Here is a 12,526-nt window from a genome sequence, read left to right on the forward strand (position 1 = left end):
GCGCAATTGTAGTGTTTTTTCACTTTAAGGTAAACTGTATTCTTTGCCCTTTGTGAATATTTTTATGGCTTTTTCTGCTCCTGCTGACCCGCGACAAATAATGACACCGACCAAACTCAATCGGTTAGCCAGAACAATCCTGCAATCTGAAATTGGCCTTGTATGGTTAAGTGCTGAAATTTCTAACTTTGTTAGGGCGTCTTCTGGTCACTGGTACTTTACGTTGAAAGATGAACGCGCTCAGGTACGAGCCGCCATGTTTAAGCAAGCTAATCGTTACATAAAGCCCCTCCCCAAAGAGGGTGACAAGGTGCTGGTTAGGGCAAGTGTCGGCTTGTATGAACCCAGAGGAGACTATCAACTTATCGTTGAGCATCTCGAGGCAGAGGGAGCGGGTCAGCTGAAACTCGCCTTTGAGCAACTTAAGATTAAACTCAATAACGAAGGTCTGTTTAGTACAGACCGAAAGCGCCCATTGCCCGCTATCATCAAGCGGCTCGGTGTTATTACTTCCCCATCAGGTGCGGCACTGCACGACGTATTAACGGTTTTAAGACGGCGTAGTCCGAGTACCGAAGTGATTGTTTACCCCTCATTGGTGCAGGGTGAAATGGCGGCGGAAAATATCCGCGCCGCGCTCTCCACAGCGAATCAAAGAAAAGAAGTTGATGCGTTGTTAATTACTCGCGGAGGTGGGTCTATTGAAGACTTATGGTGCTTTAATGATGAAAGACTGGCCCGTGATATTGTTCAGTCAGAGCTGGTTATCGTGAGTGCAGTTGGCCATGAGGTAGATGTTACTATCAGCGACTTCGTCGCCGATCTGCGTGCCCCTACGCCGTCGGCCGCCGCTGAGCTGCTCAGCCAGGATCTCTCTGTTAAGCGCAATCAGGTGGCGATACAGTCAGACAGACTCAGAAAGCAGATGGCGCTGTATTTCAATCACGCTAAGCAACGTCAAAAACACGCTTATGCACAATTGGTCTTACTGCACCCAACAAAGCAACTACAGCAACATGCTCAACGCTTGGATATGTTATCGATAAGATTACAAAATGCTGCGCTTACGCAGCTTAATCGCAGCAGTGCAAAAACCAAACACCTTTTGCACCAGTTTAGCAGGATAAAACTTCAAGCACAGATTAAACACTTACAGCAACACATTGCACGTCTTAATAAAAGTCAGCATAGAGCATGGAATTCTATACTCAATGATAAAACCCAAAGACTGCAAAAAGCTGCTGCCCATTTACAAGCGATCAGTCCACTGGCAACATTGGCTCGCGGATATAGCATTACCATGCAAAACGACAAGGCCGTTGCATCTGTCGCTGACGTCGATAGCAGCCGGCCATTAGTGACCAAGCTTGAAGATGGTGAAATCATCAGCTTGCCTGAAAAAGTCATAGCACGAGGATAATAGTATTAATAGTGTCAACGCATTGAGCCGCCTAGTATCGGTCACAGCTTTTGTTGTATGTACAATAATGATTGCTGGATGCGCCGTTCAAACGACGCATACTGAACAAGCAGACAAGGTATCTTCTGACAAGGGTTTAGTATTGGCATTAGCGGGTATTACGCAATTTAGCTATTACCCGGCTTACATGAGTGAAGAAGCTATCAATAAATGTGCTGCTGAGCACGTCACCTGTATTGATGACCCCATCGACCAGGTCACTTGGCACAACGCACTGAAACAGGCAATGCACCCAGCGTCACTCGAAGACACAGACACAACTTCAGACTATGAAATTCTCATCGCCTCACATAAGAGACAAATGCCCTCAGAGCTTGCTGACTCGGGAATTTTTTACCGCTGGTTTTCTGACACCAGTGACTTAATGTCAAGCGTGCATAGTGAAATTACTGTGCAATGGCGGGGCTTTGCACTAGATACCTATGCCATATCGAGTGCCGTTACAAAGCAAACAGACTATCAGAAATTGGCTGATTCCCTTGTGTCCAGATGGCTCGCTCACGCTGCCAATGTGGGTATTTTCACCCGGGAGTTTCTTTATTCAGCACTTAAGGCAAGTAATTATCGAGACAACCTGCATCTGCCGAAGCAACTGGGTGAATTTTACTTGGAAGACATGCAACTTTACCCTGACCCCTTCCTTGGCGCCATTGCGCGATATCGCCATCCAATCTTTTCAGAGGCCCTGTTCGATGTCAGCGTGTCGCCCATCATGAAGCAACTCCAACATGTCGACTTCGGCACGTTCGAGCAGGCACTCAATGAGGAGTTTTTTCGCGCACAAAACATCGCCACTGAACGGCAATACACCTTGGTGGTCGACGCTCCAGTGAGTCAAATAGCGGCTTCAAACGGGACGGGAGCCTATTTCGCAGTGCATGCCGTCGATGAGTTTGGTGAACCTCTTTACGCAGCGACCTATGTTTTCAGGCAAGAGGACAAACTGGTAAAGTTTACCAGCACTTTCCCCCACCAAGTGGCCATGCCCATAGTTGAGCAGGCACTTGCCGAAATGCGCGTGCCGGGCGAATCAGAGTTGATGAAAGAATTGAGAAGCCTGTTCTAACGTTACGACTTCTTTTTGTGAAATGTCATTAGCCGTTTGCGCTTGCGTTGCTGCGCAAGTGTTAATTGATTCTTTTTGCCTTCAAAGGGGTTGTGGCCTTCCCTAAACTCTATTTTTATGGGGGTGCCCATCACGTTCAGGGCTTTGCGGAAATAGTTCATCATATAGCGTTTATACGCAGAGGGAAGCGCATCAACTTGGTTTCCGTGGATCACGATAACCGGGGGGTTATAGCCGCCTGCATGGGCATATTTCATCTTAACACGGCGCCCTCGCACCAATGGCGGTTGATGGTCTTCCTGCGCCATCTCCATAATTTGAGTTAACAGAGCGGTATTAACCCGCTTAGTCGCGCTTGCATACGCCTCTTGGACAGACTCAAATAAGTTACCCACACCACTGCCGTGTAATGCAGAAATAAAATGTAACCTGGCAAAATCAATAAAGCCTAAGCGCCTATCAAGCTCTTGTTTTATATCGTCTTTTACCTCGGTATTCAGCCCATCCCATTTATTTACCGCAATGACCAAAGACCGCCCGCTGTTAAGAACAAAGCCCAATAAACTCAAATCTTGGTCAGATATCCCTTCTCGTGCATCTACAACTAACAACACGACATTTGACTCTTCAATGGCCTGGAGGGTTTTAACGATAGAAAACTTCTCTACCGCGTCAGACACCTTTTTGCGTTTGCGTACGCCAGCGGTATCGATAATGACATACTCCCTGTCATCACGTGTAAGTGGAATATAGATACTGTCTCTGGTCGTACCCGGCATATCGTATACAACAACACGATCTTCTCCCAAAATACGATTGGTCAGCGTAGATTTGCCCACATTAGGCTTACCGACGATCGCCAGTTTAATGGGTAAGTTTTGTAATTTTTCCCGTTGCGCCTCTGCATCCTGCTCGTTCATGTCGGCTTCAGGAGCGCCGTCGACAACGGTCATGTCAGGAAACTCTGCCTTGAGTGGATTAAGCGAAGTGCCCAGCAACTGGCTAACGCCGCGACCATGGGCGGCTGCAATTTGATGCACGTCGCCCAGCCCAAGAGAGTAGAATTCTGCGGATTCGCTGTCACCATCAATGCCGTCGACCTTGTTAGCAACCAGATATACGCGCTTGTCTATTCTGCGTAGATGGTCGGCAATACCTATGTCAGCAGGCAACACACCCGCCCGGGCATCAACCAAGAACAATACAACGTCAGCTTCGTCTACAGCTTTGAGTGATTGCTCCGCCATAGAAGCATCAATACCAGCTTCGTCACCAGTAATCCCTCCGGTATCAACGACGATAAATTGTACACCATCGTATTTGGCCTGACCGTACTTCCGGTCTCGGGTCAAACCAGGGAAGTCAGCTACCAATGCATCGCGGGTATGAGTTAATCGGTTAAACAAAGTTGACTTGCCCACATTAGGACGTCCAACCAACGCAACTACAGGTAACATGACTTTTCTTTCCGCCCTATTGGTTTACTGGTGAAAGTGCAGCTAATTCACCTTCTCGGGTCATTGCCAACAGTGTGCCATTAACAACGAGAGGATCAGCAAAAACGGACTCATCTTCATCATCGCCACCCAAGTTGTAACGCGCTTCGATGCTACCATCTTGTTTGTTTATCCAGTGAAGATAGCCCCAGTTGTCGCCGACTACGACATGATCGCCAAACGGAACCGCACTGGTTAAGCGTCTGCCTTTAATTTGCCCTTGCGCCCATATTTCGACGCCATTACGGCGGTCTAATGCATAAATATTAGAATTGGTATCGACCACAAACAGCGTGTTACCCGATAGGGTTACGTTTCGAAAGGAGCCGTACTCGCGTTTCCATAACACCCTGCCACTGCGCAGTTCAACGGCAGCCAAGGTACCGTTATAAGCAACGGTATAAACAGTGTTAGCAAACAACAAGGGCGTTGAATCGATATCAACGATCCGTTCTAGCTCTGTTGCACCGGTCGGCGTGGCAATTGCCGTTTCCCAAGCAGTCAACCCGGAGCTGATGACATTGACTTTAAGATGACCTGTTGGGGTTCCTACCATAACGCCACCACTTACTGCAACGGGGGTAGATATACCGCGTAAACTCAGTGGAGGCACATCGCTTTCAGAACGCCACAATTCTTCACCGGTGTTAGCGTTGATACCAAACATGACACCGCTACCGGTATTCACAACCACAACGTCGCCTTCAACGGCCGCTGGCGCCAATATCTCTCCGGGCACAGTGGTTTGCCATTTTACTTCACCATTTTCAGGATTAAGTGCCATAAGCACGCCGTTTTCAGACCCCAAATATAAGGTGCCATTACCATGTGAAAGACTCGATAGACGCGCTGTTTCACCATCCGACCACAGTTTTGATACGCCAGAGAAAAAACCCTCGTCTGAATAGGTAGCAAAATCCTGTTCCCACTCAACGTTGCCGGAGGCAGCATCAAGCGCGTACAGCTTGCCCTGACGATCGGCGACATAAACCACATTGCCTACAGCAACAGGTTGCAACCTAGAGAAGTAGCTTTCTACCCCATTACCCACATCACGCGACCACACTTCATCAACCTGGAATTGCGCTTGTATTGGCTTTAGACGTCGAATTTCAAGCTCTTCTTCTTCTGCAAACCAATCGCTGATAGTGCTGCAACCTGACAAGCTTGTTGCCAATAGCACCGCGGATATTAGTTGTTTTTTATTCAAGGTCACCATTATGCCCCTGCCAACAAGGCCAGATTATCCAGCTTCAATTGGATCAGTCTGTTTTCTGGTGCAACGTCCAGTGCCGCAACATAGGATTGTCTGGCATTATCAAAACGCTCTAGCTTGGAGTAGGCATCACCTTTGAGGATAAGCGCCTCTGCTTTGAACGCTTCATCGGTGACTTTATCCAATGTAGACAACGCCACATCGAATTGTCCCTGCTCAATCTGAATGCTGGCCAGACGAAGCGCAGCAACTTGAGCTAAGGGGGCATCACCTTGTTGTACCAGTACGTTTTGCAGTGCATCTGCCGCTTTTTCAAGGTCGCCAGCTTCGACAGCTTGCTGTGCAATGATTAAACCAGACAGTGATTGATATCCGCGCTGTTCTGTATTAGCAGCAAATGACTCCAGTGCTTCTGGCGACTGCGACTCAGCGATATCCTGTATACCCTGCTGATAAGCAGTAGAGGCCACCTCTTTTGCAGCAAGCTGTGAATCTGTGTAATATCTCCAACCCCACAAACCACCTAAACCGAGTACTGCACCTGCTACAATTGCTATACCGTTTTCTTTCCAAAACCGTTTGATGGCTTCAACTTGTTGTTCTTCGGTCTCAAACTGCTCCATTTATATACCTCTTTTTTGCTACACCGCTTTTTAAGTGCAGCTTAATCTAAATATTGTTTTAATTCTTTTGCTAACGTTTCCGTAGAGAGCGTTTGCTGCTCATGTTGCCCAAGCATGGGTTTGACAACCGCTGTCTTGGACGTCAACTCCGCCTCTCCCACAATTACGCAGACTTTTACGCCTGCGCTGTTAGCACGTTTTAATTGTTTCTTGGCATTACCGCCACCGCAGTGAAGTAATACTCTAACATCTGCCATATTGTCACGAAGCTGCTCTGCAATCTGCATCGCATAACCAGTTGCATTGTCACCAAGCGCAGCTACGTAAACGTCTGCTATTGCGTCATTTGTATCGAGCTTCTGGAGGGACTCCAATAGCAAGACCAGACGTTCTATGCCCATGGCGAAACCTACTGCAGGTGACGCTTTCCCACCTAACTGTTCTACAAGCCCATCATATCGCCCACCAGCACAAACCGTTCCTTGTGCGCCTAGGCTATCGGTAACCCATTCAAAAACCGTTTTGTTGTAATAATCTAAACCACGTACCAAACGGGGATTAATTTGGTATTCGATACCCAAGGAGGTCAAACGTTCACACAATTGCGAAAAATGCAGTTGATCAGTGTCATCAAGAAAATCATTCAGTGTGGGTGCACCGTCTAACGCTGCTTGAACCTGTGGATTTTTGCTATCAAGAATGCGTAGTGGGTTGGTAGTGAGCCTACGCAGGCTATCTTCGTCCAACTGTTCCTTTCTGGCTTCAAGATACTCAACCAGAGCATGCTTGAATTTTTCTCGCGCGGCGGGCTCGCCAAGCGTATTTAGTTCGAGCTTGACATGGTCGGTTATCCCCATCTCCTTCCAAAGACGGGCACTTAACATGATCACTTCTACATCAATATCAGGGCCATGCAAGCCGTAGGTTTCCACACCGAACTGATGAAACTGACGATAGCGGCCTTTTTGCGGCCGCTCGTGACGAAACATGGGGCCCATGTACCATAATCGTTGCTGCTGATTATAGAGTAACCCGTGTTCATTACCGGCTCGCACTGTACTCGCCGTACCTTCGGGCCTTAGGGTTAGGCTGTCACCATTTCTATCTTCAAAAGTATACATTTCTTTTTCAACGATATCGGTAACTTCGCCAATAGACCGCTTAAACAAATCGGTGCTTTCTACGATAGGTGTGCGGATTTCCTGATAGCCATACTGACTAACAACCTTTCTTAGAATAGTTTCCACCTGCTGCCATAAACGGGTTTGTGATGGCAGTTGGTCATTCATTCCACGAATTGCTTGAATTGTCTTGGCCACGTATCTATTCTACTCTGTGCAAAAGGGCGACATTATAAAGATGACTCTTACAAAAGACTAGCGCTGATATCAGGCGTCTTTGTGCGCTACGGGTATCCGCTTGGATTCATCGAGTTGCGCGGCCTTAGCTCTGATCCGCGCCTCTAGCTGATCCACCAGCTCATCATTGGCAAGGCGCTCTTTCTGTCGTTTTCCGTCTAAATAAAAACCGCTCATGTTTCGCGCCCCTGTTAGCCCAAGATCTGAAACTTCAGCTTCTCCCGGCCCATTGACGACACAACCTATAATAGACACGTCCATGGGAGTAAGGATATCTTCCAAACGCTGCTCTAGCGCATTAACGGTGCCGATGACATCAAATTCCTGTCTTGAACAGCTTGGACAAGCAATGAAATTGATCCCTCTTGAACGAATACGAAGCGACTTTAAAATATCAAAGCCTACTTTGATCTCTTCTACCGGGTCAGCCGCCAGTGAGATACGAATGGTGTCACCAATTCCTTCAGCAAGTAGCATACCTAAACCAACGGCACTTTTGACGGCACCCGCTCTGATACCTCCTGCTTCGGTGATACCAAGGTGCAATGGCTGATCAATTTGCTTGGCCAACAAGCGATATGCACCAACTGCCAAAAATACATCTGACGCTTTTACACTGACTTTAAATTGGTCGAAGTTGAGTTTGTCGAGGATATCCACGTGTCGCATCGCAGATTCCACAAGGGCCTCAGGTGTTGGTTCACCATACTTCTCTTGTAAATCGCGCTCCAGTGAACCACCATTTACGCCGATGCGAATAGGAATATTCTTATCTTTCGCGCAATCTACGACAGACTTTACCCGTTCCATGTTGCCGATATTGCCCGGATTGATTCGCAGGCAATCCACGCCATATTCAGCGACTTTGAGAGCAATGCGGTAGTCAAAATGAATATCAGCGACAAGGGGAACCGTCACCTGTTGCTTGATATGCTTGAACGCTTCTGCTGCATCCATAGTAGGTACTGAAACACGCACAATTTCTCCGCCTACAGCCTGAATGCGCTTGATTTGCGCCACTGTTGCGTCCACGTCAGTGGTGGGTGTATTCGTCATGGATTGCACGGCAATAGGTGCATTGTCACCTATGGGCACATTACCAACGTAAATGCGCTTTGATGCACGTCGATTAATGGGCGTTTCTGAAAACATAGCTATTCCTGTCGTGGCAAGGTTAATCTGCCAATTTCTCTACCGGTAAACTCTGACATGTCTACCGGCTCACCGTTATAGGTTATTTGCACAACTTGTGGCGCACCCAATGTAATTTGAAACGGCGGTTGACCCTGTAATCGCATTTCCCGACCCGCCGCTTTAACGCCGTAGGCTATGGCCTCGCCTGTTGCATCAGTAACATTTACCCAGCAATCCTCTGCAAAAACAAATACCAAGGACGCCTGGTCTGCTGGCGGTATTTCAAGGGCTTGCTCACTGCTTTCCTGGATGCTGGACTGGGCATCAATACCTGTGCCTGTTTCAATTGGGTCTTCTATTAATGACTGATTACTTGACGGCATTGTCTCGTCCTCAACCACGACGGGCACTTCAACTTCTGAAGTGAGGCTATCATCTTCTTCCGATACATTGGGCTGAGCCGTAGATGGCGATTCCTCTGATAACGGGTTGTTAATAGAATTTGATTCTGTACCAGTTTCAGCAATAGTATTGCCTACCGTGGTCTTTGGTTGCTGGTACCACCACAGAACAACTGCGCCGATTAACAGTACCAACAGTGCATAAGTCACCATCATCCATCGGTCGTCTTGTGCTTGTTTGGCCACACGTTTTGAAAAGCTCTGAAGCTTAGCCGTTTCATCTGGTTTATTATGATAGGCCTCAAACACGCCTATGACGTATTCAACGTCAAGTCCCAGCATCTTCGCATAGTTTTTTACGTAGCCTTTTGAAAAGGTGATCGACTTAGCACTGTCTATCCTGTCTGCCTCAAGTTCTTCTACAACTGAGACTTTCAAAAAAAGCTTGTCTGCAACATCCTGGCAAGACAACCCAGCCTTCAGCCTTGCGTCTTTGAGTACCTTGCCCGGGCTAACAGGACTTTCTTGTGCGATATTGTCTTCTGCTACTTCTGTCATTGTATTCCTTTATGGTCTTTCCTCTGAAGGGACCAACCACAGTTTCATGCCCGTTCTGATTGCTCCCGCATCACTAAGTTCATTCCATTCGATCAATCGCTGCATGGTGATATTGTACATTACTGATATACGAAAAAGATTCTCGCCTTCATCAACGATGTGGTAGTCAGGACGCGTCTGCGTTTCAGTCTCTGCGAGGGTCGATGACTCTGGCTTACGCTCTAGTGGTTCAGTACTGATTTGAGGCTCAACTTTTTTTGTTCGTGTAACTACGACAGGCCTTATCTTTGCTTTTGCATCTTTATAGTCTTTCGTTAACGGGCTATTTGGATACACAGACGCCAGCATGTCGCCGTAATTGGTCATGGTTTCAGTATCGCCTTGTTGCCTTGCCAGATCCATGCGTAGCCACAGTAAGGTATCATCCACTCTTCCCAGCCGCTCCATCCGGTCGAGTACTTCACCTGCCTCTTTGAAATTTCCATTTTTCATATACAATTCGGTCAGAAACGTAAGTGTTTTCATCCGACCAGGCTGATGATTTAATGCGCTGCGCAAATACGCTATCGCCTCTTCAGTATAGCCTTCCTGTTCAGCACATATAGCCATATTTTCATAGGTTTCGGCACTGTTCGCGTACCTTACACTGGCAACGGCACGGTTAAAATATTCTTTTGCTTTTTGGTAGTTATTCTGCTGACACAAAAAAGCGCCATAACTGTTGGCCAGTTCCGGATTACGAGGTTCAATCTTAAGTGCGTTATTAAAAAACTCGTCTGCCCTTTCATTTTCGCCCACTACTTGAAAATAGTAAGCCAGGCTATAGTGACTATCAGCTAGACGAGGGGCAAAGTCTAACGCTTTGTCGAGATTTTGTTTGGCCTGAGTAAAGTTGCCGTTGCGTAAGTATGTCAACCCCAAAGAAATCCGCGTTCGCGCCGCCTCTTCGTAGTCCATCTCTTCTGAGAACCCACCGGTAGTCTGACTAACACAGCCCGATAACAAAAAAACCGCTAAAACAAGTAAATAACGCATGACGTCCTATATCACCTATGGCTAAACCAGCTATTGTGCCATTTTTACCGATATTGGCTCGCCCTTCATCTGTTTTTTTAACATTCTTTTCGTTCTGTCTACGACATCGCCCACTAATTGACCGCAAGCGGCGTCAATATCGTCTCCGCGTGTTTTTCTCACAACCACAGTAAATCCATAGCCCATAAGCACCTTAGCAAACCTGTCAATACGGGAGTTACTCGAACACGTATAGGGAGAGCCAGGGTATGGATTAAACGGAATCAAATTAATTTTGCTGGGTGTATCTTTTAATACTTTGGCCAGTTCATGAGCCTGGTCCGTACTATCGTTTATATGACTCAGCATCACATATTCAACCGTTACCCTTCCTTGATTAGCTTTCGATTTATCTAAGTACCGACGTACACCCGCCAAAAACTCGCTAATGGGGTACTTTTTATTGATGGGCACGATTTCATTGCGTAATGTGTCGTCGGGAGCATGCAACGAGATAGCTAAGGCAACATCAATTTGATCGCCAAGAAGATCTAAAGCAGGAACGACGCCTGAGGTACTCAGCGTCACTCTGCGCTTTGATAATCCAAAACCAAAGTCGTCCATCATGATGTCCATAGCGGGTACCACGTTCTTTAAGTTAAGAAGTGGCTCGCCCATTCCCATCATAACCACATTAGTGACGGGTCTTTTTGCGCTATCAGACGACAACCCTAACGTAGTCGCCACTCGCCACACCTGACCAATGATTTCACTTACAGTTAGGTTACGGTTAAACCCTTGCTGCGCAGTTGAGCAAAACGTACATTCAAGTGCACAGCCTACTTGGGAAGACACACACAGCGTTGCCCTATCAACTTCTGGGATCCAAACGGTTTCTACTTCCTGACCACCTGCCAGCTTTAACGCAAATTTTATTGTGCCGTCCGTCGCCTGTTGATGATAAGCAATCTCAGGCGCGACGATTTCACAATGTTCGTTAAGCTTTTCTCTCAACACTTTATTCAGGTCAGTCATTTGACTAAAATCGCTAACGCCTCGCTGGTAAATCCATTTCATTACCTGATCAGCGCGGAAAGGCTTTTCACCCATTTCAGCAAAAAATTCTCGCAGTCCAGCGCGGTTCAAGTTTAAAAGATTGGTTTTACTCATAGTCGTCATCTCAGCAAAATGTCGGTTCAGTATAGCAAAAAGGGAGCCGCAGCTCCCTTTCTATGTGCTGTCGCTTTCGCTTAGCGAGTGCGAGGGCAAATTTCTTCGTCAGAGAAGAAGTAAGCGATTTCGCGCGCTGCAGATTCTGGGGCATCAGAGCCGTGCACAGCATTTTCGTCAATAGACACCGCGTAATCGGCACGTAGTGTTCCAGCAGCGGCTTCCGCAGGGTTAGTAGCCCCCATGATTTCACGGTTTTTAACTACGGCATTTTCACCTTCTAGTACCTGAACCATTACCGGACCAGAGGTCATGAAATCGACTAAAGCGCCGAAGAAAGGACGCTCTTTGTGTTCAGCATAAAAACCTTCTGCCTGTTCTTTGCTCATGTGCACCATCTTAGATGCAACAATACGAAGACCAGCAGATTCAAAGCGATTATAAATTGCACCGATCACGTTTTTAGCTACCGCGTCGGGCTTGATAATTGAAAAAGTACGCTCAAGCGCCATTAGATTCTCCGTCGTTATATTCTCAAAACCGCGCGATTATAAGGAAGTAAAGTGACAAAGGCTAGCGCAAGTAGGTTTTTTCTACAAATTAGTCAGCGCCTGTAAAGTTTTTAATGCACTTTGCGCGTGTTCATCAGGCACAAATACATGATCGTGATAATACGCAGCCACCACATTGGCACTGATCCCCTCTTTTGCCAATGCATTGGCAACAGCCGCGGTCAAACCAACCGCCTCCAGACTAGAATGAATGTTAAGGGTGATACAACGAAACACTCCTTCATATCCTAAACCAGCGCGTTGTGCTGTAGACTCCTCAACGATTACTGTGAGGCCTTCCCGCTCTGTAAAAGTTCCGAGTGGAGACAGGCTTTCCACAAGACTCCTCTCAGCCGCGGATAGACAGCAGAACACGTAATACTTACTGCACAACAATGGCTCCATATTGTTAATCAGTGTTGATAGATCTTTTTCACCTGTCATAACAAATCCTTCAGC

Annotated in this window: 12 protein-coding genes; 2 read left to right on the plus strand and 10 right to left on the minus strand. The window is 47.1% G+C overall.

Going from position 1 to position 12,526, the window contains the following annotated elements; genetic code table 11:
* Positions 1–64: 64 nt before the first annotated feature.
* Both xseA and DRW07_RS12580 read left to right on the plus strand, forming a co-directional pair.
* Positions 65–1,420: an exodeoxyribonuclease VII large subunit gene (gene xseA, locus DRW07_RS12575; RefSeq protein ID WP_124028283.1), complete on the plus strand. Its 1,356-nt coding sequence runs from the start codon at positions 65–67 to the stop codon at positions 1,418–1,420.
* 67 nt (positions 1,421–1,487) lie between these two features.
* Positions 1,488–2,546 (plus strand): hypothetical protein, encoded by a 1,059-nt coding sequence (locus DRW07_RS12580; RefSeq protein ID WP_124028284.1) that lies wholly within the window; start codon positions 1,488–1,490, stop codon positions 2,544–2,546.
* A 2-nt stretch (positions 2,547–2,548) separates the two neighbouring features.
* Here DRW07_RS12580 and der read toward each other — a convergent pair whose 3' ends face one another.
* The 10 genes from der to DRW07_RS12630 form a co-directional block, all read right to left on the minus strand.
* Complete coding sequence (gene der, locus DRW07_RS12585; RefSeq protein ID WP_124028285.1) at positions 2,549–4,003, minus strand: ribosome biogenesis GTPase Der; 1,455 nt, start codon at positions 4,001–4,003, stop codon at positions 2,549–2,551.
* Positions 4,004–4,019: 16 nt separating this feature from the next.
* Positions 4,020–5,252: an outer membrane protein assembly factor BamB gene (gene bamB, locus DRW07_RS12590; protein WP_377923164.1), complete on the minus strand. Its 1,233-nt coding sequence runs from the start codon at positions 5,250–5,252 to the stop codon at positions 4,020–4,022.
* A gap of 8 nt (positions 5,253–5,260) precedes the next feature.
* Positions 5,261–5,881, minus strand: a complete 621-nt coding sequence (locus DRW07_RS12595; RefSeq protein ID WP_124028287.1) for a YfgM family protein — start codon at positions 5,879–5,881, stop codon at positions 5,261–5,263.
* Between the two features lie 41 nt (positions 5,882–5,922).
* A complete protein-coding gene (gene hisS / locus DRW07_RS12600) occupies positions 5,923–7,200 on the minus strand; it encodes a histidine--tRNA ligase (RefSeq protein ID WP_124028288.1) in 1,278 nt (425 codons plus the stop codon).
* Between the two features lie 69 nt (positions 7,201–7,269).
* Positions 7,270–8,391, minus strand: coding sequence for a flavodoxin-dependent (E)-4-hydroxy-3-methylbut-2-enyl-diphosphate synthase (ispG, locus tag DRW07_RS12605; protein WP_124028289.1), 1,122 nt, complete (start codon positions 8,389–8,391; stop codon positions 7,270–7,272).
* Between the two features lie 2 nt (positions 8,392–8,393).
* Entirely contained in the window at positions 8,394–9,332 is a 939-nt protein-coding gene (locus DRW07_RS12610; RefSeq protein ID WP_124028290.1) for a RodZ domain-containing protein, read from the minus strand.
* A 9-nt stretch (positions 9,333–9,341) separates the two neighbouring features.
* Positions 9,342–10,367: a type IV pilus biogenesis/stability protein PilW gene (gene pilW / locus DRW07_RS12615; protein WP_124028291.1), complete on the minus strand. Its 1,026-nt coding sequence runs from the start codon at positions 10,365–10,367 to the stop codon at positions 9,342–9,344.
* A gap of 30 nt (positions 10,368–10,397) precedes the next feature.
* On the minus strand, positions 10,398–11,516 hold the full coding sequence (rlmN, locus tag DRW07_RS12620) for a dual-specificity RNA methyltransferase RlmN (protein ID WP_124028292.1): 1,119 nt from the start codon (positions 11,514–11,516) through the stop codon (positions 10,398–10,400).
* An 80-nt stretch (positions 11,517–11,596) separates the two neighbouring features.
* On the minus strand, positions 11,597–12,028 hold the full coding sequence (ndk, locus tag DRW07_RS12625; protein ID WP_124028293.1) for a nucleoside-diphosphate kinase: 432 nt from the start codon (positions 12,026–12,028) through the stop codon (positions 11,597–11,599).
* An 81-nt stretch (positions 12,029–12,109) separates the two neighbouring features.
* A complete protein-coding gene (locus tag DRW07_RS12630; RefSeq protein WP_124028294.1) occupies positions 12,110–12,511 on the minus strand; it encodes an ACT domain-containing protein in 402 nt (133 codons plus the stop codon).
* Positions 12,512–12,526 lie beyond the last annotated feature (15 nt).

The sequence above is a fragment of the Paralteromonas sediminis genome, assembly GCF_003820355.1.
Lineage (GTDB): Bacteria > Pseudomonadota > Gammaproteobacteria > Enterobacterales > Alteromonadaceae > Alteromonas_F > Alteromonas_F sediminis.

What these genes read in the sequence shown, in the direction of transcription:
- xseA (WP_124028283.1), top strand. Translation starts at nt 65, where the DNA reads ATGGCTTTTTCTGCTCCTGCTGACCCGCGACAAATAATGACACCGACC.
- DRW07_RS12580 (WP_124028284.1), top strand. Translation starts at nt 1,488, where the DNA reads ATGATTGCTGGATGCGCCGTTCAAACGACGCATACTGAACAAGCAGAC.
- ndk (WP_124028293.1), bottom strand. Translation starts at nt 12,028, where the DNA reads ATGGCGCTTGAGCGTACTTTTTCAATTATCAAGCCCGACGCGGTAGCT.
- DRW07_RS12610 (WP_124028290.1), bottom strand. Translation starts at nt 9,332, where the DNA reads ATGACAGAAGTAGCAGAAGACAATATCGCACAAGAAAGTCCTGTTAGC.
- DRW07_RS12595 (WP_124028287.1), bottom strand. Translation starts at nt 5,881, where the DNA reads ATGGAGCAGTTTGAGACCGAAGAACAACAAGTTGAAGCCATCAAACGG.
- rlmN (WP_124028292.1), bottom strand. Translation starts at nt 11,516, where the DNA reads ATGAGTAAAACCAATCTTTTAAACTTGAACCGCGCTGGACTGCGAGAA.
- pilW (WP_124028291.1), bottom strand. Translation starts at nt 10,367, where the DNA reads ATGCGTTATTTACTTGTTTTAGCGGTTTTTTTGTTATCGGGCTGTGTT.
- der (WP_124028285.1), bottom strand. Translation starts at nt 4,003, where the DNA reads ATGTTACCTGTAGTTGCGTTGGTTGGACGTCCTAATGTGGGCAAGTCA.
- DRW07_RS12630 (WP_124028294.1), bottom strand. Translation starts at nt 12,511, where the DNA reads ATGACAGGTGAAAAAGATCTATCAACACTGATTAACAATATGGAGCCA.
- ispG (WP_124028289.1), bottom strand. Translation starts at nt 8,391, where the DNA reads ATGTTTTCAGAAACGCCCATTAATCGACGTGCATCAAAGCGCATTTAC.